The sequence below is a fragment of the Anaeromyxobacter oryzisoli genome (assembly GCF_022690765.1).
GTDB classification, from domain to species: domain Bacteria; phylum Myxococcota; class Myxococcia; order Myxococcales; family Anaeromyxobacteraceae; genus Anaeromyxobacter; species Anaeromyxobacter oryzisoli.
This window is the reverse complement of record NZ_JALCZA010000003.1, coordinates 35906-57083: the sequence shown is the minus strand read 5'-3', so window position 1 is coordinate 57083 and position 21178 is coordinate 35906. Positions and strand designations below refer to the sequence as shown.

Sequence of the window (21178 nt, the reverse complement as noted above, 5' to 3'; positions counted from 1 at the left end):
TCGATGAACGCACTGACGCTCGTCCTCGCCACGCTGGGCGTGTTCGCGGTGGCGTACCGCTATTACGGCCTGTTCATCGCCCGGAAGGTGCTCGGGCTCGACGGCGGCCGCACCACGCCCGCGATCGCGCTCGCGGACGGCCACGACTACCACAAGACGAACCGGTTCGTGCTCTTCGGCCACCACTTCGCCGCGATCGCGGCGGCGGGGCCGCTCATCGGGCCGGTGCTCGCGGCGCAGTTCGGCTACGCCCCGGGCGCGCTCTGGATCATCTTCGGCTGCGTGCTGGGCGGCGCGGTGCACGACGTCATCGTGCTCTTCGCCTCGGTGCGTCACAAGGGCAAGAGCCTCTCGCTCATCGCCGAGTACGAGATCAACAAGCGCGCGGGCGCGGTGGCGTCGTTCGCCATCCTCTTCATCCTCGTCCTCACGCTCGCCGGCCTCTCCATCGCCGTGGTGAACGCGCTCTTCGAGAGCGCCTGGGGCACCTTCACGGTGCTCGCCACCATGCCCATCGCGCTCCTCATGGGCGTCTGGATGTACGTCTTCAGGAAGGGCGACGTGAAGGGGGCGAGCGTCATCGGCGTGGTCCTGCTGGCGCTCTCGCTGTGGGCCGGTCCGCACGTGGCCGCCGACCCGACGATGTCCCGCTGGCTCTCCCTCCCGAAGCACACCATCGCGCTCCTCATCCCCGCCTATGGCTTCGTCGCCTCGGTGCTGCCGGTGTGGCTGCTGCTCTGCCCGCGCGACTACCTCTCCACCTACCTGAAGCTCGGCACGGTCGCGGCGCTCGTGGCCGGCATCTTCTTCGTCCACCCCACCCTGCAGATGCCCGCCTTCACCCCGTGGGTGCACGGCGGCGGGCCGCTCATCCCCGGCTCGGTCTTCCCGTTCGTCTTCATCACCATCGCCTGCGGCGCGCTCTCCGGGTTCCACGCCATCATCGGCACCGGCACGACGCCCAAGATGATCGCGACGGAGGACGACGTGCTGTTCGTGGGCTACGGCGCGATGCTCTTCGAGGGCGTGGTCGCGATCATGGCGCTCGTCGCCGCGTGCGTGCTGGTCCCGGCGGACTACTTCGCGATCAACTCGAGCGCGGTCGCCTACTCGCACCTCGGCATGACCCCGGTCCACCTGCCCGCGCTCGCCGCGGAGGTCGGCGAGAAGCTCCAGGGTCGGCCGGGCGGCGCGGTCTCGCTCGCGGTGGGGATGGCCTACATCTTCTCGTCCATCCCGCTCATGCAGCACCTGGCGAGCTACTGGTACCACTTCGCCATCATGTTCGAGGCGGTGTTCATCCTCACCGCCGTGGACACCGGCACGCGCGTGGGCCGCTACATGCTGCAGGAGATGCTGGGCCGCGTGTGGCCGAAGCTGAACGAGAAGAAGTGGATGCCCGGGATCATCCTGACGAGCCTGATCTTCACCGGCGCCTGGGGCTACCTGGTCTACACCGGCGACATCATGACCATCTGGCCGCTGTTCGGGATGTCCAACCAGCTCCTCGCCACCTGCGCCCTCATCGTCGGGACCACCATGCTGATCCGCCTCGGGAAGGCGCGCTACGCCTGGGTCTCCGCCGTGCCCGGCATCTTCATGATCCCGGTGTGCATGAGCGCCGGCTACCACAACATCAAGGACAACTACCTGCCTCAGGGGAAGTACCTGAACGTCGGCATCTCCGTCCTGCTCATGCTCCTGATGGCCATCGTCTTCGTCGAGGCCTTCTTCAAGTGGTACGAGCTGGCGCGCGTGAAGGACAAGGTGCGCGACGCGCACGGCGACGTCGTGCTCGCCGAGGTCCCGGAGTAGCCCGGTCCCGGCGGCCGGCGGCGCGCGGGGGCGTCGCGTGCCTCACGGCGCTCGACGCGAGCGGGCGGCGCCAGCGGCGCCGTGCCGCGTCCAGGGGACGCGAGACCACATCGGCGCGTCGCGGGCGGCGTGGTAGCAATCGATCATGCCACGATCGCCCGCTCCCCACGCCGCGCCCGCCCGACGCGCCGCCGTCGCCCTCGCGCTCGCCCTCGCCGCCTGCTCCTCCGGATCCTCCGCGCCGGTCACGCCCCCGCCTCCGCCGCCGGTCCCCGCGGTCCCCGGCGTGCCGGCCCTGATCCAGGGCGTCATGATCCAGGGCGTCACGGCCTTCGGCCAGACCCTCCCGTCCGGCGACGGCTACGAGAGCTTCCCCGGCCAGGCGAACACCTGGGACCTCGATCGCGACTACTCCCTCCGCTCCGGCGGGCTGGCCGGGCCCTTCAGCGGCGCGCTCGTCCTCTACGCCGGCGTCCCCACCGTCACGCCGCCCACCTTCGAGTCCCTCGAGATGGACGTGCTCGCCACCCAGGCGCTCCCGGCGTTCCCCTACGACCAGACCTACGCCGAGGCGACCTTCCTGACCCCGCTCTTCGGCGCCGCCGACGGGGTGAGGACGGCGGAGCTCTCGGACGGCGCGACCGCCGGGGTCGCGCCGCTCGAGGGGAGCCGCTCGCTCCTCCTGAACGGGACGTCCTCCTCGCGCGTCACCCAGACCCTCGACGTGTCCGCCGTCACCGCGCCGCTCACGCTCTCCTGGAGCCACGTCTTCTTCGCGATCCCGGGCGCGCTCGTCGGGGCGCCGGCGCCCACGTTCACGGTGAGCTTCCACGGCACGGACGGGCAGCTCCTCGAGACCGTGTACACCGCGACGGCGAACGAGGACCGGGGCCCCGGCACCGGCGGGTCGCCGGGCGCGTCCTTCACGGTGGGTCCATGGCCGGGGCATGACCAGGTGGTCGTCTCGTTCGAGCTCGCCGGGCCGTCCCCGAGCCTGGTCCAGATCGACGGCGTCTCCCTGGCGGGCGGCCCCGCCACCATCCTGAACGGCGACTTCGAGGCCGGGACCCTCGCCGGCGGCGACGCGAGCTGGACGGCCGCGTCCCCCTCCGAGTCCCAGAACGTGGAGGGCGCGCCGCGGACCCTGTGCGTCGGGAGCGCGGGCGACTGCGGCGCCCAGCTCGCCGTGCGGCGGACGTTCTTCGCGCCGCCCAAGGCGCACTGGGCGCGCATCACCGACGTGTTCGAGAACGCCGGCGCCGCGGCCGTGAGCGCCGACGTCGTCTACCTCTCCTTCCTCGCCGCGGGCGCGAGCACGGCGCTCTACCAGCCCCGGGACGGCGCGCTGGTCGGGTACGATCTGTCCGGCGGCGGGACGCGCGACTTCGGGATCGTGTTCGGGAGCGGCTCGGCCTTCTTCCGCACGGCCTCGGCGGCGGCGGTCTCCGCGGGCGCGCCGGACGGCAACGGGACCATGTTCGTCGTGCACCCGCTCACCGTCCCGCCGGGCGGGCGGGTCGCGCTGGTGCACTTCGTCCTCCTCGCCGGCTCCAGCACCGGCCTCGCGGGCGGCGCGTCCAGCCCCGGCGTCGAGGCGGACGCGGCGGCGATCCTCTCCGGCTTCCGGTCCACGCTCGACCCCACCTACCGGAACGGGATGCGGGCGGGGGACGCCGACCTCGTGACGAACCTCTGATCAGGAGAGCCGACCACGTGACGCGCCGGACGGGTGCGGGCGGCGGGCCGCCCACGCGCGGGTGCCCCTCGACGCGTGCGCTCGCCGATCCGCCCTCCACAGGAGCGGGCGCGCGGCCGCGTTCCCCGCCATCTTGGAAGGGGGCGGGCGGTGCTCGCCCCGGAGGACGCGATGGAACGCTGGCTCGGACCTCACGCGGAGCGCATCTACGCGCTCACCCGCCTCGTGTTCGGGTTCCTGTTCGCCTGCCACGGCGCGCAGAAGCTGTTCGGTGCCTTCGGCGGGCCGGCGACGACCTCGAACCCGCTCCTGCTGACCGCCGCCGTCATCGAGTTCACGGCAGGGCTGCTCATCGCCGTCGGCCTGCTCGCGCGCTGGGCGGCCTTCTTCGCGAGCGGCGAGATGGCCGTCGCCTACTTCACGATGCACGCCCCGAAGAGCTTCTGGCCGATCGTCAACCAGGGCGAGCTCGCGATCCTGTTCGCCTTCGCCTTCCTCTACGTCGCCGCGCGCGGGGCCGGGCCGTACAGCGTGGACGGGCGGCGCGCCCGTCCGGCGGGGACCCGGGCTACCCCAGCGTCTTCCTGAACCGGAGCGCCGAGGCGACGAAGATGGCCGACCCGAGGACGGCGAGGGCGGCGAGCGGCCACGCGAGGTCCACGAGCCCGGCGCCGCGGAGGAGGCACCCGCGCATCACCGTGGCGTAGTGCCGGACGGGGTTGAGCTGGGTCACGAGCTGGAGCCAGCGCGGCATCGCCGCGATCGGCGTCATCACGCCGGAGAGGAGCATGGCCGGGAGGATGAACAGGAAGCCGCCGAGGAACGCCTGCTGCTGGGTCCTCGAGGCGCTCGAGATGAAGAGCCCCACGCCGAGGGTGGTGAGCAGGTAGAGCACCGTGCCGAGCGCCAGCACCGGGAGCGGGCCGCGGATCGGGACGTCGAAGACGAAGCTCCCCGCCGCGACGAGGAGCAGCACGTCCACGAAGCCGAAGACCACGTAGGGCGCCATCTTGCCGGCGAGCAGCCACACCGGCCGGATGGGCGTGACCAGCACCTGCTCGAGCGTCCCCATCTCGCGCTCGCGCGCGAGCCCCATGGCGGTGACGATCGTGGTGACGACGAGGAGGAGCATCGCCGCGATGCCGGGGATCATGTACGGCGGGGTGCGGAGCTCCGGGTTGTAGAAGAGCCGGGGCGCGACCTCGAGCTGGGCCGGCGCTCGGGCCCCGCGCGCGGCGAGGCCCTCGCGCGCGAGCCGTTCGCCGACCTCCCCGAAGTAGCGCGCCACCGCGCCGGCCGCGACGGTGGACCGGTTGGGATCCGTGCCGTCGATCACCACCTGGACCTCAGCGGGCCTGCCCGCGGCGAGATCGGCGGCGAGCCGCTCCGGGAGGATCACCGCCGCCGCCGCCGCGCCCTGGTGGACGGCCTGCTCCGCCTCGGCCGGGCCGGGCACGTCCCCGGCCCGGACCAGCGTGCGATCCGCGAGCAGCCTCCGGGCGTGCCCGCGGGACACGTCGGTGCGATCCCGGTCCAGCACCACGGTGCGCACCCGGTCCACGTCGAAGTTCATCGCGAACCCGAACACCATGGTCTGGATCACGGGGGCGGCGATCAGGATGAACATCATCCGGCGATCGCGGACCACCTGCCGGACCTCCTTCCGGAAGACCGCCGCGAGCTGGATCCGGGCGAGGGGGCGCGTCACGCGAGCCTCCGCTGGAAGCGAAGGGTCGAGAGCGCGATCACCGCCGCCGCGAACGCGATCACCGCGACGAGGTCGGGCCAGAGCACGGCGAGGCCGTTGCCCTTGAGCAGGATCTCGCGCAGCGCGTGGACCATGTACCGGGCCGGGATCACGCGCGACAGGAGCTGGAGCGGCACCGGCATGTTCTCGATGGGGAAGACCATCCCGGAGAGGAGCAGCGAGGGGAGGAGCGCGGAGAGCAGGCCGGCCTGCGTCGCGACGAGCTGGTTCTTCGTGATGACCGACACGAGCAGCCCCTGCCCGAGCATCCCCACCACGAAGAAGAACCCGACGAGCAGCACCAGGACCGGGGCCCCGCGCACCGGGACGTCGAACACGCTCGCGCCGAACGCGACGACGAGCAGCAGCTCGAGCAGCCCGAGCACCAGGTACGGGATCAGCTTCCCGAGCACGATCTCGAGCCGGCCCACGGGCGAGGCGAAGAGCTGCTCCATCGAGCCGCGCTCCCACTCCCCCGCCACCGTGAGCGTCGTGAGCAGCACCGCCGTGAGGGCGATGATGAACGCGGCGAGCCCGGGGACCATGAAGATCGCCGACCGGCCGGCGGGGTTGTAGCGCGTCCAGACCTTCACCGTGAGCGGGACCTGCGCCTGGGCGACCGACGCCCCCGCCAGCCGCCGCGTCTCGGCCCGGACCAGGGCGTCCACCTTCGAGAGCACCTGGTTCGCCGAGGTCACGTCCGAGCCGTCCACGAGGAGCTGCAGCGCGACCCGCTCCCGGCGCGCGAGGCGCTCGCCGTATTGCTGCGGGACGACGAGGACCGCGGCGGCGTCGCCCCGGCGGAAGAGCCGGTCCGCCCCCTCCGGCGTCGTGTCGGCGGCGACGGTGAGCTCGCCCGACTCCGTGAGGGTGTGCACGAGCGCCCGGGACGCCTCGGTGCGGTCCTGGTCGGCGACGCCGAGCGGGATCCGGTCCAGGTCGATGCTGATGCCGTACCCGAAGAGGAACAGCATCACGACCGGCATGACGAGCGCGAGGTAGAGCATGCGCGGGTCGCGCAGGACGTGAGTGGTCTCCTTCGACGCCATCGCGCCGACGCGGACGAGGGACCGCCGGAGACGCCGGATCACGACGCCGCCTCCGCTCCCCGCCCATTCGCGCCCACCACCGCGAGGAAGACGTCCTCGAGCGACGGCTCGGCGCCCTCGACCGCGACGTCGGACGCCCCGGCGGACCGGAGCGCCGCCGCGACCGCCTCCTCCGAGACGCCCCCCGGCGCCACCCGCACGTGGAGCGCGGCGCCGAACCGGACCACGTGCTGGACCCCGGGCAGCCCGCGTAGCCGCTCGCCCGCGCGCGCCAGGTCCCGACCGCGCGCCACGAGCAGCCGCTCCGGCACCCAGGTCGCCTTCAACGCCGCCGGCGTGTCGAGGGCCACCAGCCGGCCGTCCACCATGAGGCCGATCCGGCGGCAGTACTCCGCCTCGTCGAGGTAGTGGGTCGTCACGAAGACGGTGGTCCCCTCCCGCGCGAGCTCGCGGATGATCCGCCAGAACGTCCGGCGCGCGACCGGGTCCACGCCGGCGGTCGGCTCGTCGAGGAAGACGATCCTGGGGCGCTGGAGGATCGCGCAGGCGAGGGCGAGCCGCTGCCGGACGCCGCCGGGCAGGTCGCCGGTCGTGACGTCGCCGGCGTCGCGCAGGTCCGCGAGGGCGAGCACCTCGTCGGCGCGCCGCGCGAGGGCCTTGCCCCAGAGCCCGTACGCGCCGCCGAAGAAGACGAGGTTCTCGCGGACGGGCAGGTCGAGGTAGAGCGAGAACTTCTGGGACATGTAGCCGATCGAGGCCTTCACCGCCTCCGGTTCGGTCCTCACGTCGAAGCCGGCCACCCGGCCGGTCCCCGAGGTGGGCGCGAGCAGCCCGGTGAGCATGCGGATGGTGGTGGACTTCCCGGCGCCGTTCGCGCCGAGGTAGCCGAAGATCTCGCCGCGCTCCACCTCGAAGCTCACCCGGTCCACCGCGAGGAACGCCCCGAAGCGGCGCGAGAGCTCGCGCGCCTCGATGGCCGGGCCGTCACCGGCGGTCGGGGCCGGGCGGGGCGCCGTCACGACGCCCTCCGGATGCTGGAGAGGAACAGGTCCTCGAAGTCGGGGGCGGCCGGCGCGAGCGTGGCCCCGAGCGGCGCGAGCGCCGCGGCGACCTCGTCGCGCGCGCCGCGGGCGACCACCACCTTGAGCCGCGCCCCCGCCGGCGAGGCCTCGCGGACCGGGGGCAGCGCGGCGAGCCGGGCGTCGAGGAGGTCGCGATCGCCGCCGTGGACCTCGTACGCCTCGTCCTGGAACTGCGCGATGAGCGCGCTCGGCTCGCCCTGCAGGAGCGCCCGCCCGCGGTGCACGAGGGCGACCCGCGTGCAGCGCTCCGCCTCGTCCATGTAGGGCGTGGACACGAGGACGGTCATGCCGCCGTGCACGAACTCCCCCAGGAGCGCCCAGAGCTCCCGGCGCGACACCGGATCGACGCCGTTGGTGGGCTCGTCGAGGAGCAGCACCTCCGGCTCGTGGAGCAGCGCGCAGGCGAGGGCGAGCTTCTTGTACATGCCGCCGGAGAGCGCGTCGGCGCGGCGGTCCGTGAACCGCTCCAGCCTCGTGATGGCGAGGAGCCGCGCCACGCGCTCGCGGTAGACCGCGCGCGGGAGCACGTACAGGCGGGAGAAGAACCTCAGGTTCTCCTCGACCGTGAGGTCCCGGTAGAGCGAGTACTGCTGCGGCATGAGCCCGAGCCGCTCCCGGAGCTCCCGCGCCCCGGCCCGCACCCCGAGGACCCGCGCCTCGCCGCCGTCGAGCCGGACGAGGCCGGCGAGGGCGCGGATGGCGGTGGTCTTCCCGGCGCCGTCCGGGCCGACGAGGCCGAACAGCTCGCCGCGCGCGACCTCGAAGGAGAGGCCGTCCAGCGCGGTCACCGGGCCGAACCGTCGAGCCAGCCCGCGCGCGGCGACCGCGGCCGGGGCGGCGCCGCCGTCGGGGGTGGGGCCCGCCGCCATCAGCGCCCCGTCCCCGGCAGCGAGACCTGCACGGGCATGCCCGCGCGGAGCTTCCCGTCGCGGTTCGTCACCACGACCTCGATCGGGTAGACGAGCCGGTCGCGATCGGTGCGCGTCTGGATGTTCCGCGGGGTGAACTCCGCCTCGAGGGAGACGGTCCGGACCGTGCCCTCGAACACCTCGCCCGGCCAGGCGTCCGCGACGACCTCCGCCCGCGCGCCCGGCTTCACCGCCCCGATCTCCGCGTTCGGCAGGTAGAAGGTGGCCTTCACCTCCGAGAGATCCACGAGCCGCACCAGCACCGCCCCCGGCGCGACCAGCTCGCCCGCCTCGTGCGGCAGGGTCTGGATCTCGGCGTCGCGCGGCGCGCGGAGCTCGCACTCGCCGACGAGGAGGCGCGCGCGGGCCACCGCCGCCTCGCCCGCGCGCACCTGCGCGAGGGCCGCCCGCGCCTGCGAGGCCGCCGCGCCCGTGTTCACCGCCGCGGCCCGCGCCTGCTCGGCGCTCGCGGTGGCCTGCGCCTTCGCGGCGGCCGTCTGGTGGGTGAGCTGCGCCGCGCTCGCCTGCGTCAGGTCGATGCTCGAGGCGGCGACGTCCGCCGGCAGGTTCGCGAGGCGCTGCGCCTGACGCTCGGCGGCCTCCGCCTGCGCGGCGAGGGCCTGGGCCTGAGCACGGGCCGCCTCCTCGGCGGCGCCGGCGGCGACGCGGGAGCGCTCCGACGCCTTCACCTGCGCCATCGCCGCGGCCGCCTGGGCCTGGGCGGCCGCGAGGCGGGCCTCGGCCTCGGCCAGCGCGGCGGCGGGGTCCGCGCAATCGAGCCGGAGCAGCAGCCCTCCCGCCTTCACCGCCTGCCCCTCTCGCACCGGCTGCTCCACGATGCGGGCGCCGACCCGGGAGGACAGCTCCACGATGGTGCCCTCGATCTCGCCCGAGCCCCCGGCGGGCGCGGCCAAGGCGCGGGCCTGGCTCCGCAGCCGGTAGCCGATCAGCCCGCCGAGCACGAGGACGAAGACGACGAGCACGATGACGATCCGGCGCATGATGGCTCCCCTCCCGGGCTTCCGCGCGATCGCGCCCTGGGAGCGTCGACATCGAGAGCAAACCACGTGCCGCCGGCGGCAGGCTACTTGCCACGTCGGCGTGAGGCCGCCCGCCACGCCTGGGCGAAGGAGCCCGGAGACGGCGGCGCCGCCCGGTGTAAGCCGATCCGACACGTGGAAGAAAGATCGACGCACGCGTCGGCTGGAGAAGCGCGCGGAGGACGGGGCGTCACCCGCCCAGGCAGCGCGCCCGCTCGGCTCCCCGCGCAACACTCCGCCATCCGCTCTCCCGGGAGGACGCATGTCCGTTGCGATCGCGATGTCGCTCGTCATTTGCGCGGCGCCGGGAGCCCCTGCCGAAGCTCTCGCGCCGTCACGGTTCGTGAACCCGTCCCTGCGGCTCGCGCTGGCCGCCCCCGCACCGGCCCCAACGCCAGCCGACCTCGCCCTGCGCCGGGCGTCGTTCCTCGACGAGGAGCCCGCGCCCGACGACGCCGAGGCGAGCGGGCGGGACGAGTCGCGGCAGCGCACGCTCCGCACCTGGGAACGGCGGCTGAAGTGGGGCACCGCGGGTGCGCTCGTGCTCACCAGCACGCTCGGGACCCTCGCGGCCATCAACCAGCCGACGGCCTTCGGGGACGGACGCTGCCAGACCGGTCACCCCGTCTTCGGCGACTACGGCTGCAACCGCGGCCTCTCCACGCTCCACGGGGCGAGCGGGGTGCTGTCGGCGACGCTCTACACCGCCGACGCGGCCCTCGCCCTCGCGATCCGCGGCCCGGTGGGGCACGTCAGCCCCGCCGCCCGGCCGTGGCACCGCGCGCTCACGTACATCCACCTGGGCGGGATCGTGGTGCAGCCGATCCTCGGGCTCATCACCGTGTTCCCCCAGGTGATCGGCGTGAACAACACAGCGCCCGGAGACAGGTTCCCGCGGAACATGCGCACGGCGCACCTCACCATCGGTTACCTGACCGCCGCCGCCTTCCTCGCCACCCTCGCGCTCGAGCTCTGATCGACGAGCGCCGGCGTCGCGCGTCCGTCGTCGATGGGCGCGCAGCGGGGCACGCCGCGAAGGGCGCGCCGCCGCCTGGTTCCGACCGCGGAGGCGGTGCGGCGCCCGGGTGCGTACGCCGCGGCCCTCGCGCGGGCGGCGCGCCGCCGTCACGACCGGACCGGCAGCGCGATCGTCATGGTGGTCCCGGAGCCCGGCGCGCTCCGGGCCACCAGCGTGCCGCCGTGCGCCTCCACGATCCGGCGGGCGAGGGTGAGCCCGAGCCCCACGCCGCCCGTGGCGCGGGTCCGGCTCCGGTCGGCCCGGAAGAACGGCGCGAAGACGCGCTCCAGGTCGGCGGGGGCGATCCCCTCGCCGCGGTCGATCACCTCGATCGCGACCTGCCCGTCCCTTCGCGCCGCGGCGACCCGGATCCCGGCGTCCGGCGGCGAGTACTTCCTGGCGTTCTCGAGCAGGTTGTCCAGGGCGCGTCGGAGCAGCGACGCGTCCCCCTCGACGACCGGCAGCCCCGGCTCGAGCGCCACGTCCACCCGCCGCCCGGGGTGCCGGACGCGGAGCCGCTCCACGGCCTGCTCGACCACGGCGGCGACGTCGAGCGCGGCCCGGTGCAGCGGCAGCGCGCCACCCCCGGCGCCGTCCCCGGAGGCGAGCTCCATCCGCGCCGAGGAGAGGATGTCGCTCACCAGCCCCTCGAGCTCGGCGAGGTCCTCGCCGATCTCGGCGAGGGACTCGCGGGCGACCGCCGCGTCGCCGTCGGCCGCGAGATCGAGGGCCACGTGGATGCGGGCGAGGGGCGTCCGCAGCTCGTGCGCCACGTTCGCGATGAGCTCGGTCTGGGCGTGGAGCAGCCCCTGGAGCCGGTCGGCCATCTCGTCGAACGCGCGCGCGACGGCGCCCAGCTCGTCGCGGCGCGCCAGGCCCGTCCGCGCGCGGAGGTCGCCGGCGCCGAGCGCCTTCGCCGTCCGGGCGAGCCGGTCGAGCGGGCGCGCGATGGAGCCCCCCAGGACGACCGCGGCCACCCCGGTCCCCACCAGCACCAGCGCGAGCGAGATCAGCTCCGGCGGCAGCGGCGGGCCGTGGAACGGCCACGTCGCCTCGACGACGAGGTAGCCGACCGCGCCGGCGCCGGCGCGCACGGGCACGGCGACCGCCCGGGGCGAGCCGGCCGGCTCCCCGCGCTCGACGGTCCCGGCGCGGGCGAGGACCTCGCGCTCCGCCGCGGAGAGCGGCGCCGGCCCGGGCGACGGCGCCGCCGCCACGAGCGCGCCGTCCAACCGGTAGACCGCGGTCCGGACGTGCAGGCCGGACGCGAGCGCGGCGAGCTCCTCCCGAAGGCCGGCCTCGTCCGACCAGCGGGCCGACAGCCGCTCCGCGGCGTAGCCCGCGAGGTCCCGGACCAGCCCGTGCCGCGGGGGCTGGCGCCGCTCCCGCGCGAGCGCCAGCGCGAGGGCCAGCGCCGCCGCCGTGGCGAGCACCGCGACCACCGTCACGACGTAGATGCGGAGCGCGAGCCCGTACGGCCCGCGCCGGGTCGGCTCGGTCACGCGTCCTCCGGGCCCGCGACGAGCATGTACCCCGCGCCGCGGATGGTCTTGAGGAGCCGCGGCTGGCGCGGATCGTCCCCGAGCTTGTGGCGAAGGCGCGAGACGTGGGCGTCGATCGAGCGGTCGAACGCCTCGTCCGCGCTCCCCTTCGTGAGATCGAGGAGCTGCTCGCGCGTGAGCACCCGCCCCGCCCGCTCGGCGAGGACCCGCAGCAGGAGAAACTCGGAGGTGGTGAGCGGGAGCGGGACGCCCGCGCGCGTCGCGGTGTAGTCGCGCGGCGTGAGCTCCAGGTCCCCCACCCGGATCACGTCGCGCGGCGGGCCGAGCTCGCCGCGGCTGCGGCGCACCAGCGCCCGCAGGCGGGCCAGCAGCTCGCGCGAGGAGAACGGCTTCGGGAGGTAGTCGTCGGCGCCGGTCTCGAGGCCGAGCACCCGGTCGGCCTCCTCGCCGAGCGCGGTGAGGATGAGGATCGGCACCGAGAGGCGCGCGCGGATCTCGCGGCACACCTCGAGCCCCGACCGGCGCGGCAGCATCAGGTCGAGGATGACCACGTCGTGCTGCCCCTTGAGGGCCTCGGCGAGCCCCTGCTCGCCGTCGGGGACCCAGGTCACCGCGAGGCCGTGGCCCTCCAGGTACCGCGTGGTCAGCGCGGCGAGCCGCTCGTCGTCCTCGACGAACAGGACGCGGAAACGCTCGGGGGCCTCGGAGGTCACCGGAATCATTCTGACACCTCCGGGCCGCGGGGCGCGGCCCCGAACATATCGGCACACGGCCGGCGCGCGCCCGGACCGCCGCTCGCCCGCGCGCTCGTCTCATCCGCTCGCGCAGCAGCTCGATACGAGGTGGTGTCGCCGTCAGAACGTCACGAGCAGGCCGCCCGCCAGGGCCCACCCGACGGTCGAGAGGTCCCAGCTACGCGCCGACCCGAAGTCGTCCACGATCGCGCGGGTGACGTCGAACGTGAGGGCGGTGTGCTCGATGCCCGACTCGCGCCGGAGCTCCTGCGCGAGGACCGGGTCCACGCCGTCGAGGTAGAGCGCCACGCCCGCGGTCAGCGAGTACCCGTCGGTCGCGCCGAGCTTCGAGGCGTGGCTCGTGCCCGTCGCGATCCAGGCGTAGCGCTCGACCGCGACGCGCGCGTACGGCGCGAGCGGGACGTGCAGCCGCTCGGAGAGCAGATCGAGCCGGTACGTCGCGAACAGCGAGATGGGGATCACGTGGAGCGAGGTCGAGTCCCCGCTCTTCAGCAGCGCGCCGGTGGAGGTGTCCTGGTAGAGGCCGTGCCCGCTCGCCCCGAAGTAGCCGACCCCCAGCCCGAGCCCGGCCGTCCCGAGGGACGTGGCGAGCGTCTTCGCGAGCTCGAGCCGGCCGCCCCACCTCCGCCCGGATCCGAAGGCGAGCCCGAACGGCTGCGCCGCGCCGTCGAACTCCCTGTCGATCGCCGGTCGGTACGACTGGGCGCGCAGCGAGAGCTCGAGCCCCGTCGCCCGGCGCGTGGCGCCATCGGCCGCCTGCGCGAGCGGCGGGTCCTCGCGAGACGACGGGGGCACCGTCACCTCGGGCTCGCCCGCGGCGGGCTCGTCGGCGCGCGCCGCCGCGGCCAGGGCGAGCGCCGCCAGGACCAGCCCGGCGCGTCGGCGCAGCGCGCCCGCATGACTCCTCCTCATCGCAGCGCTTCGAGGAGGACGATGGGAGGCGGGCTCCGGGAGAGGGTCGGCGTGACGGTATCTCACGGCCGGTCCTCCTCCCGGTGCGGCTGCCCGGGCGCGCCGCCCCCCCCCCCGGCGCGCCGGCGCGCCCGGCGCACCACCCACCCCACCCCGAGCAGCGACAGGAGCCCGGCGCCGCCGCCGTGGCTGCATCCGCCCGCGTCCTTCCCACCGCTCTGCTCGTAGAGGTCCCAGAAGGTGAGGACGTCCTGCGGAGTCCCGGTCGTGTGCGTCGAGTCGTCGCTCGGGTTTCCCGCCGAGCTGTAGGCGACGACCCAGACGTCGTAGATCGTCCCGTCCTGGAGCCCCGAGATGTGCGCGCTCGTGCCGGTCGTCTCGGTCGAGGCGTAGGTCGCGCCGTTCGCCGACGCGAAGGCGCGGTACGTCTTGGACGAGGCGGGCGCATCCGTCGTCGCGGTCCCCTCGGCCCAGCTCACCCAGAGCCCCTGCTCGCCGACGGACACGGAGACGTCCACCGGCGAAGGCGGCTTCTCGAGCTGGAGCGTGAGCGAGGCGGAGCCGATCGCGACCTCGTTTCCGGAGCCGTCCAAGAGCCGGACGCACACGTACACCTTGGCGTCCGATCCCTGGCAGGTCTCGCTCGAGCGCCCCGCGGCCGAGAGCACCGCGGCGAGCGTGAGGATGGAGTCGCCGGTCTGCGGGTAGGACGTCTGGCTCGTGGAGAGGTTGTCCACCACCACCGCGGTGGTCGCGTCCGTCTCGGAGCAGCCCGACGCGTCCGACCCGAGGATCTCCACCGAGCTCCCGGAGGAGCTGCCGAGGTCCCAGCTCAGCTCCACCGAGTAGCTGGCGCGGGCCAGGCACTCCTCCTGCGACACCTCGGGCTCGTCGAGGGTGACGGTGGCCCCGCGCGCGAGCGCGGGCAGGCCGAGGACGACGGCCACGGCGAACGGCAGCGAGAGCGGGCGAGGAGGCATGCCGGCACCGTGAACGACCGATGCGCGCGCGCGGTGCGCGCCTCGTTCGCGAATGTTGCGGGCGCCGGGCGCGACCGCGAGCAGCGCCTCCGCCCGGACGCGGAGCGGCGTCGCGCCGTCTTGCGGGTCCGCCGTGCTCCACGGCGGCGACGTCGCCTCCGGGCGTGACCCACCCCGTCACACCGTGACCGCCCCCGCCCACGCGGAGGCCTCCACGCGCGATGTTTCGGGCCAGAGAGGGCCAGCGCATGCTGGCACGAAGGCTGCTTCCACGAGGGATCGCTTTCGAGACGCCCATGGCCAACACTCCATCTTCACGAAGCGTCAGCGCGCGACACTCCTCCTGCTTCCGCACGGTCGCCGCCCTGGCGCTCTGGCTCGCCGCCGTCGCCGCGCGAGCCGAGCAGGCGACGACGCCCTCTCCCCTCCCCCCGGATCCGGTGCTCGACCGGCTCGTCGCGGAGAGCCTCGCGGCGCGGCCCGAGGTCCGGCAGGCCGAGGCCTCCCTGAACGCCGAGCGCGAGCGGGTGCCGCAGGCCGGCGCGTTGCCGGATCCGGTGCTCTCCCTCGGGATCCAGAACGACGGCTTCGGCGGGATCCAGATCGGCAAGATGGAGACGAGCTTCTGGCAGGTGATGCTGAGCCAGGGCCTCCCCTGGCCCGGGAAGCGCGGCCTGCGGAGCGACGTCGCGCGGCTGGGCGCGAGCCAGGCCGAGGCGGCCGTCACCCGGCAGCGGCTCTCGACCGAGGCCGACGTCCGGCGCGCCTACCTCGACCTCGTGCTCGTGCGCGAGCGGCTCGAGCTGCTCGATCGGCTCGAGCAGATCTGGCAGACGTCGATCGGCACCGCGCGCGCCCGCTACGAGTCCGGCGAGGGAGCGCAGTCCGACGTGCTGCGGTCCCAGCTCGAGCTCAACCGGATCCGGCAGCGCCGCTGGACGCTGCGGGCGGAGGAGGCGGCGGCGCTGCAGGCGCTCAACCGGCTCCGCGCCCATCCGCTGGACGAGCCGATCGCGACGACCGTCCGCCTCCGTGACGCCGCCCTCCCGCCCGTCCCCTCGCTCGAGACGGCGACGAGCGACGCCGAGGCGCGCAGCCCGGAGCTCGCCCGCGCGCGGCTGACCGCCGATCAGGCGAACGCGCAGGTGCGCCTCTCCGAGCGCGAGCGGTTCCCCGACCTCTCCGTGAACGTCGGGATCATGCCGCGCGGCGGCCTCGATCCGATGTGGACCGCGGGGGTGTCCATCGGCCTCCCGATCTGGTCGGGGCGGAAGCAGAACCGCGCGGTGGCCGAGAGCGAGGCGCGCTCGACCGCCAGCGCGCGCAGCGCCGAGACGATCGATCAGGTCCTCCGGCTCCGGGTGGCGGAGCGGCGGTCCACCCTGACGGCGCTCGCGGACACGGTGAAGCTCTACCGCGAGGGGCTGCTGGTGCAGTCGCGGGCGACCGCGGAGAGCACGCTCTCGCAGTACCGCGTCGGCCGGGTGAGCTTCGCGTCGGTGCTCGACGCGAACGCCGGCTACATCAACGACGAGGACGGGCACCTCCTCGCCGTCGCCGACGCGCTGCGCGTCGCGATCGCCTCGGCCGAGGTGAGCCTCGAGCCCCCGAGCGCCGGCGGCGCGAGCGGGGGCATGGGCGGCGCGGCCGTCCCCGGCGCCGGCGCGACCGGCGGCGGGATGGGCGGCGGAGGCGGGGCCGCACCGGCGCTCGCCGCGCCCGCGGCGCCCACGGCCGCCCCGTCTTCCTCCTCGTCTGGCATGTGACGCAATGGTGACCGAGATGACCTCCGAGACCTCCACTCCTCCGCAGCCCTCCGGCCGCCGCTTCGGCGTCGGCGCCGTCCTCCTCGTCGCCGTCGCGACCGCCGCGGTGAGCGTCGGCGCCACCCTGCTCCTGCGCCACGCCGGCTCCGGCGCGGCGTCCGGGGCGACCGCGCCGGTCGCGAAGGACGCGAAGGACGCGAAGGGCGAGCAGAAGCCGCAGTACCAGTGCCCGATGCACCCGACCATCGTCCAGGACCACCCCGGCGACTGCCCGATCTGCGGGATGAAGCTCGTCGAGGTGAAGGCGGGCGGGACCGGCGGCGCCAAGGCGGAGCGGAAGATCCTCTTCTACCGCTCGCCGATGGATCCGAAGCAGACGTCGCCCACGCCGCGGAAGGACGAGATGGGGATGGACTACGTCCCGGTCTACTCGGACGAGGCGGGCGGCGGCGAGGCGTCGGTCGAGGGGCTCGCGACGGTGAACATCGACCCGGCCCGGCAGCAGCTCATCGGCCTCAAGACCGCGTCGGTGACGCGCGGGCCGGTCGGCGGCGCCTGGCGCACCGTGGGGCGGGTGGCGATCGACGAGACCCGCGTGAAGAACGTGAACATCAAGATCCCCGCCTACGTCGAGCGCATCTACGTGGACTTCGTCGGCAAGCCGGTGCGACGCGGCGAGCCGCTCTTCTCGGTCTACAGCCCGGAGCTCCTCGCGGCCCAGGACGAGCTCCTGCTCGCGCTCCGCACCCAGAAGACGCTCGGGGAGGCGAAGGGGCTCGGCGACGACGGGCAGGCGCTGGTGACGGCCGCGCGGCGCAGGCTCCAGCTCTGGGACGTGCCCGAGGCGGAGATCCGGCGCCTGGAGCGGACCGGCGAGCCGGTGAAGCGGCTGACCTTCTACTCGCCCATCTCGGGCGTCGTGACGAAGAAGAACGTGGTGGAGGGCGCGAAGCTCGACGCCGGCGCGATCCCGTACGAGCTCGTGGACCTCTCGGAGGTGTGGGTCCTCGCCGACGTGTACGAGAGCGAGCTCAGGCACGTGCGGCTCGGGATGCCGGCCACCCTCGCCCTCGACGCGTTCCCCGGCCGGACGTTCACGGGGAGGGTCTCCTTCGTCGACCCGCTCCTCGATCCGAAGACGCGCACGGTGAAGGTCCGCCTCGCCTTCCCGAACCGGACCGGCGAGCTCCGGCCGGAGATGTTCGCGGAGGTGGTGCTCCAAGGGGCGACGCGCCAGGGGCTCCGGGTGCCGGCGGACGCGGTGATCGACTCGGGCACCCAGGCCGTGGTCTTCGTCTCGCTCGGCGACGGCAAGTTCCAGCCGCGCGAGGTGAAGCTCGGCGACTCGAACGGCCAGGACGTCGAGGTCGTCTCGGGCCTCCGGGACGGCGAGCAGGTGGTCACCCGCGCGAACTTCCTCATCGACTCCGAGTCGCGCCTGCGCGCGTCGCTCGCCGCGATCGGCGCGGGCCCGGGGTCGGGACCGGCGCCTCGGCCCGCGCCCGCCGACTCGAAGGGCGGCGCCCAGTCCCCGGCGCCGGCCCAGGGCGCCGAGCACGCGGGCCACGGGGGGCGGTGAGCCACCATGATCAAGTCCGTCATCCGGTTCTCGGCCCACAACAAGTACCTCGTCATCGCCGCCACGCTCGTCGCCCTCGCCGGCGCGTGGTGGACGATGAGGAACATCCCCCTCGACGCGCTGCCGGACCAGTCCGACACGCAGGTGATCGTCTACTCCAGGTGGGACCGGAGCCCGGACATCATCGAGGACCAGGTCACCTACCCGATCACCACGGCGCTCCTCGGCGCGCCGAAGGTGAAGGCGATCCGCGGGTTCTCGGACTTCGGCTTCAGCTACGTGTACGTCATCTTCGAGGACGGCACGGACATCTACTGGGCCCGCAGCCGCGTCCTCGAGTACCTCTCGAAGATCCAGGCGCAGCTCCCGCAGGGGGTGCAGACCGAGCTCGGCCCCGACGCCACCAGCGTCGGCTGGATCTTCCAGTACGCCCTGGTGGACCGATCCGGCCAGCACGCGTCGGACGAGCTGCGGTCGTACCAGGACTGGTTCCTGCGGTACGCGATCCAGAGCGTGCCGGGCGTCTCGGAGGTCGCCACCGTCGGCGGGCAGGTCCGCCAGTACCAGGTGACGGTGAACCCCAACGCCCTCGCCGCCTACAAGCTGCCCCTCGACGCCGTGGTCCGCGCGGTCCGCAGCGGCAACAACGACGTGGGCGGGCGGCTGGTCGAGCTCGCCGGGCGCGAGTACATGGTCCGCGGCCGCGGCTACGTGAAGAGCGTCGCCGACATCGAGGACCTCGTCCTGCGGGCCGAGGGCGGCACGCCGGTCAAGGTGAAGGACGTGGCGACGGTCGCGCTCGGGCCGGAGATGCGCCGCGGCGTGGCCGACCTCGACGGCCAGGGGGACGTGGTGGGCGGCATCGTCGTGATGCGCCAGGGCGAGAACGCGCTCAACGTCATCGACCGGGTGAAGGCCAAGCTCGAGGAGCTGAAGCCGTCGCTGCCGAAGGGCGTCGAGGTCGTGACGACCTACGACCGGTCCGAGCTCATCGACGCCGCCATCGGGACGGTGAAGGACAAGGTGATCGAGGAGATCGTCATCGTCTCGATCATCATCCTCATCTTCCTCTGGCACATCCCCTCCGCGATCGTCCCCATCGTCACCATCCCGGTCTCGGTCGCCCTGTCCTTCATCCCCATGTACCTCATGGGGCTGAACGCGAACCTCATGTCGCTCTCCGGCATCGCCATCTCCATCGGCGTGCTGGTGGACGGGGCGATCGTCGAGGTGGAGAACGCGTACAACAAGATCTTCCACTGGATCCAGGACGGGAAGAAGGGCGACTTCCACGCGGTGCGGCTCGAGGCCCTCCTCGAGGTCGGCCCCGGCGTCTTCTTCTCGCTGCTCGTCATCGCCGTGGCGTTCATGCCGGTGTTCACCCTGGTGGACCAGGAGGGGCGCCTGTTCCGGCCGCTCGCCTACTCGAAGAACCTCGCCATGGCGATCGCGGCGCTGCTGGCGATCACGCTCGACCCGGCCATGCGCATGCTCTTCGCCCGCATCGAGCCCTTCACCTTCCGGCCGCGGCTCGTCTCGGCGCTCGCCACCCGCGTGCTGGTGGGCCGGTACTACTCGGAGGAGGGGCACCCCATCTCCCGGGTGCTCCACCACCTGTACGAGCGCCCGTGCCGGTTCGTGCTCCGCCACGCGAAGGCCACCATCGCCGTGAGCATCCTGCTCGTCCTCACGACCGTCCCCGCCTTCCTGAAGCTCGGGTCCGAGTTCATGCCGCCGCTGCGCGAGGGGACGATCCTCTACATGCCGAGCGCGGTCGAGCCGGGCATGTCGGTCGCGGAGGCCCAGAAGGCGCTCCAGGTCCAGGACAAGATCCTCAAGACCTTCCCCGAGGTCGAGCGCGTGTTCGGCAAGGCCGGCCGCGCCAACACCTCCACCGATCCCGCCCCCTTCACCATGATGGAGACGACGGTCATCCTGAAGCCGGAGCGCGAGTGGCGGGGCCGCCCGCGCTGGTACTCGTCGTGGGCGCCCGGGTGGCTCGAGGCGGTGCTCCGCACGGCCTGGCGCGACCGGATCAGCCAGGACGAGCTCGAGCACGAGATGAACGAGGCGCTCCAGCTCCCCGGCATCTCGAACGCCTGGACCATGCCGATCAAGGGGCGCAACGACATGCTCTCCACCGGCATCCGCACCCCCATCGGCATCAAGATCGTGGGGGCCGACATCAAGACGATCGAGAAGATCGCCCTCGACACCGAGGCGGCCGTCTCCAAGGTCCCGGGCACCCGGAGCGTCTACGCGGAGCGCGTCGCCGGCGGCTACTTCCTCGACTTCGTGCTGAAGCGCGACCGGCTCGCGCGCTACGGCTTCAGCGTGGACGACGCCAACACGCTGGTGATGACCGCGGTCGGCGGCGACAACCAGTCCACCACGGTGATGGGGCGCGAGCGCTACGGCGTCAACGTCCGCTACGCCCGCGACTACCGCGAGGACCTCCAGTCGCTCCGGCGCGTCCTCATCCCCCTGCCCAACGGCGAGGGGCAGATCCCGATGGAGGAGATCGCCGACGTGGTCCTCGTCCAGGGACCGTCCATGATCCGGGACGAGAACGGGCTCCTCGCCGGCTACGTGTTCGTGGACTTCGACACCTCGAAGATCGACGTCGGCAGCTACGTGAAGGAGGCGAAGAAGGCGGTGGCGGCGGGGGTGTCCACCCCGAGCGGCTACTCGATGACGTGGAGCGGCCAGTACGAGAACATGGTCCGCGTCGAGGAGCGGCTGAAGATCATCGTGCCGCTCACGCTCGTCATCATCTTCTTCCTGCTCTACATGAACACCCGGAGCACCTTCAAGGCGAGCGTCGTCATGCTGGCGGTGCCGTTCTCCGCCATCGGCGCCGTCTGGCTGCTCTGGTTCCTCGACTACAACGTCTCGATCGCGGTCTGGGTCGGCCTCATCGCGCTCATGGGGCTCGACGCCGAGACCGGGGTGTTCATGCTCCTCTTCCTCGACCTCTCGCACGACGAGTACAAGCGCAAGGGGCTGCTCCACACCGAGGGCGACCTCGTCGAGGCGATCATCCACGGCGCCGTGAAGCGGGTGCGGCCGAAGGCCATGACGGTCTGCGCCGCCATGCTCGGCCTCCTGCCGATCATGTGGTCCACCGGGACCGGCGCCGACCTCATGAAGCGCATCGCCGCCCCCATGGTCGGCGGGCTCGTGACCAGCTTCATCATGGAGCTGCTCGTCTACCCGGCCATCTACTTCCTGTGGAGGAAGAGGGAGGTCTCGAAGGGCGAGGCGCCCGCCGCGCTCGCGGCATGAGGAAGGTTCGACGTCGTCGCCGGGGGTCCGCGGGGTGCGGAGGG

General features: G+C 73.5%; 16 protein-coding genes. 7 read left to right on the top strand and 9 right to left on the bottom strand.

Features of this window, described 5'->3' with window-relative positions; translation table 11 throughout:
* Window positions 1-3 precede the first annotated feature (3 nt).
* From MNZ27_RS01575 to MNZ27_RS01565, 3 genes are all read left to right on the top strand, one after another.
* On the top strand, window positions 4-1815 hold the full coding sequence (locus MNZ27_RS01575) for a carbon starvation CstA family protein (RefSeq protein WP_242392266.1): 1812 nt from the start codon (window positions 4-6) through the stop codon (window positions 1813-1815).
* A 145-nt stretch (window positions 1816-1960) separates the two neighbouring features.
* Window positions 1961-3511: a hypothetical protein gene (locus MNZ27_RS01570; protein WP_242392265.1), complete on the top strand. Its 1551-nt coding sequence runs from the start codon at window positions 1961-1963 to the stop codon at window positions 3509-3511.
* Between the two features lie 171 nt (window positions 3512-3682).
* Complete coding sequence (locus MNZ27_RS01565) at window positions 3683-4099, top strand: DoxX family protein (RefSeq protein ID WP_242392264.1); 417 nt, start codon at window positions 3683-3685, stop codon at window positions 4097-4099.
* Here the strand turns inward: MNZ27_RS01565 and MNZ27_RS01560 are convergent.
* Genes MNZ27_RS01560 through MNZ27_RS01540 form a run of 5 tightly spaced genes read right to left on the bottom strand, consistent with a single transcriptional unit; the run spans window position 4080 to window position 9298 of the window.
* A complete protein-coding gene (locus MNZ27_RS01560) occupies window positions 4080-5219 on the bottom strand; it encodes an ABC transporter permease (protein WP_242392263.1) in 1140 nt (379 codons plus the stop codon). The genes MNZ27_RS01565 and MNZ27_RS01560 overlap by 20 nt on opposite strands.
* Window positions 5216-6349 (bottom strand): ABC transporter permease, encoded by a 1134-nt coding sequence (locus MNZ27_RS01555; RefSeq protein ID WP_242392262.1) that lies wholly within the window; start codon window positions 6347-6349, stop codon window positions 5216-5218. The genes MNZ27_RS01560 and MNZ27_RS01555 overlap by 4 nt, the downstream gene beginning before the upstream one ends.
* The gene (locus MNZ27_RS01550) at window positions 6346-7326 is read right to left on the bottom strand and encodes an ABC transporter ATP-binding protein (RefSeq protein WP_242392261.1); all 981 of its coding nucleotides are present in this window, start codon (window positions 7324-7326) and stop codon (window positions 6346-6348) included. Before MNZ27_RS01550 ends, MNZ27_RS01555 begins: the two co-directional genes overlap by 4 nt.
* Window positions 7323-8258, bottom strand: a complete 936-nt coding sequence (locus tag MNZ27_RS01545) for an ABC transporter ATP-binding protein (protein WP_242392260.1) — start codon at window positions 8256-8258, stop codon at window positions 7323-7325. Before MNZ27_RS01545 ends, MNZ27_RS01550 begins: the two co-directional genes overlap by 4 nt.
* A complete protein-coding gene (locus tag MNZ27_RS01540; protein WP_242392259.1) occupies window positions 8258-9298 on the bottom strand; it encodes an HlyD family secretion protein in 1041 nt (346 codons plus the stop codon). The genes MNZ27_RS01545 and MNZ27_RS01540 overlap by 1 nt, the downstream gene beginning before the upstream one ends.
* Before the next feature lie 301 nt (window positions 9299-9599).
* On the opposite strand from MNZ27_RS01540, the gene MNZ27_RS01535 reads away from it, so the two are divergent.
* Window positions 9600-10313, top strand: coding sequence for a hypothetical protein (locus MNZ27_RS01535; protein WP_242392258.1), 714 nt, complete (start codon window positions 9600-9602; stop codon window positions 10311-10313).
* A gap of 149 nt (window positions 10314-10462) precedes the next feature.
* Here MNZ27_RS01535 and MNZ27_RS01530 read toward each other — a convergent pair whose 3' ends face one another.
* From MNZ27_RS01530 to MNZ27_RS01515, 4 genes are all read right to left on the bottom strand, one after another.
* Window positions 10463-11857 carry a HAMP domain-containing sensor histidine kinase gene (locus MNZ27_RS01530; protein WP_242392257.1) on the bottom strand — a complete coding sequence of 465 codons (1395 nt, stop codon included), beginning with the start codon at window positions 11855-11857 and terminating at the stop codon, window positions 10463-10465.
* A complete protein-coding gene (locus tag MNZ27_RS01525; protein WP_242392256.1) occupies window positions 11854-12579 on the bottom strand; it encodes a response regulator transcription factor in 726 nt (241 codons plus the stop codon). The genes MNZ27_RS01530 and MNZ27_RS01525 overlap by 4 nt, the downstream gene beginning before the upstream one ends.
* A gap of 132 nt (window positions 12580-12711) precedes the next feature.
* Window positions 12712-13524, bottom strand: a complete 813-nt coding sequence (locus MNZ27_RS01520; protein ID WP_242392255.1) for an MXAN_2562 family outer membrane beta-barrel protein — start codon at window positions 13522-13524, stop codon at window positions 12712-12714.
* 62 nt (window positions 13525-13586) lie between these two features.
* On the bottom strand, window positions 13587-14504 hold the full coding sequence (locus MNZ27_RS01515) for a fibronectin type III domain-containing protein (RefSeq protein WP_242392254.1): 918 nt from the start codon (window positions 14502-14504) through the stop codon (window positions 13587-13589).
* A gap of 296 nt (window positions 14505-14800) precedes the next feature.
* On the opposite strand from MNZ27_RS01515, the gene MNZ27_RS01510 reads away from it, so the two are divergent.
* The 3 genes from MNZ27_RS01510 to MNZ27_RS01500 are packed head-to-tail and all read left to right on the top strand — an operon-like array spanning window position 14801 to window position 21134.
* The gene (locus MNZ27_RS01510; RefSeq protein ID WP_242392253.1) at window positions 14801-16270 is read left to right on the top strand and encodes a TolC family protein; all 1470 of its coding nucleotides are present in this window, start codon (window positions 14801-14803) and stop codon (window positions 16268-16270) included.
* Between the two features lie 16 nt (window positions 16271-16286).
* The gene (locus MNZ27_RS01505; RefSeq protein ID WP_242392252.1) at window positions 16287-17849 is read left to right on the top strand and encodes an efflux RND transporter periplasmic adaptor subunit; all 1563 of its coding nucleotides are present in this window, start codon (window positions 16287-16289) and stop codon (window positions 17847-17849) included.
* Between the two features lie 6 nt (window positions 17850-17855).
* Window positions 17856-21134: an efflux RND transporter permease subunit gene (locus MNZ27_RS01500; RefSeq protein WP_242392251.1), complete on the top strand. Its 3279-nt coding sequence runs from the start codon at window positions 17856-17858 to the stop codon at window positions 21132-21134.
* Window positions 21135-21178 lie beyond the last annotated feature (44 nt).

Bases quoted from the DNA above. Each gene is read 5' to 3' on its own strand.
- MNZ27_RS01575 (WP_242392266.1), top strand. From the start codon at position 4: ATGAACGCACTGACGCTCGTCCTCGCCACGCTGGGCGTGTTCGCGGTG.
- MNZ27_RS01570 (WP_242392265.1), top strand. From the start codon at position 1,961: ATGCCACGATCGCCCGCTCCCCACGCCGCGCCCGCCCGACGCGCCGCC.
- MNZ27_RS01565 (WP_242392264.1), top strand. From the start codon at position 3,683: ATGGAACGCTGGCTCGGACCTCACGCGGAGCGCATCTACGCGCTCACC.
- MNZ27_RS01545 (WP_242392260.1), bottom strand. From the start codon at position 8,258: ATGGCGGCGGGCCCCACCCCCGACGGCGGCGCCGCCCCGGCCGCGGTC.
- MNZ27_RS01540 (WP_242392259.1), bottom strand. From the start codon at position 9,298: ATGCGCCGGATCGTCATCGTGCTCGTCGTCTTCGTCCTCGTGCTCGGC.
- MNZ27_RS01535 (WP_242392258.1), top strand. From the start codon at position 9,600: ATGTCCGTTGCGATCGCGATGTCGCTCGTCATTTGCGCGGCGCCGGGA.
- MNZ27_RS01525 (WP_242392256.1), bottom strand. From the start codon at position 12,579: ATGATTCCGGTGACCTCCGAGGCCCCCGAGCGTTTCCGCGTCCTGTTC.
- MNZ27_RS01520 (WP_242392255.1), bottom strand. From the start codon at position 13,524: ATGAGGAGGAGTCATGCGGGCGCGCTGCGCCGACGCGCCGGGCTGGTC.
- MNZ27_RS01515 (WP_242392254.1), bottom strand. From the start codon at position 14,504: ATGCCTCCTCGCCCGCTCTCGCTGCCGTTCGCCGTGGCCGTCGTCCTC.
- MNZ27_RS01510 (WP_242392253.1), top strand. From the start codon at position 14,801: ATGGCCAACACTCCATCTTCACGAAGCGTCAGCGCGCGACACTCCTCC.
- MNZ27_RS01505 (WP_242392252.1), top strand. From the start codon at position 16,287: ATGACCTCCGAGACCTCCACTCCTCCGCAGCCCTCCGGCCGCCGCTTC.
- MNZ27_RS01500 (WP_242392251.1), top strand. From the start codon at position 17,856: ATGATCAAGTCCGTCATCCGGTTCTCGGCCCACAACAAGTACCTCGTC.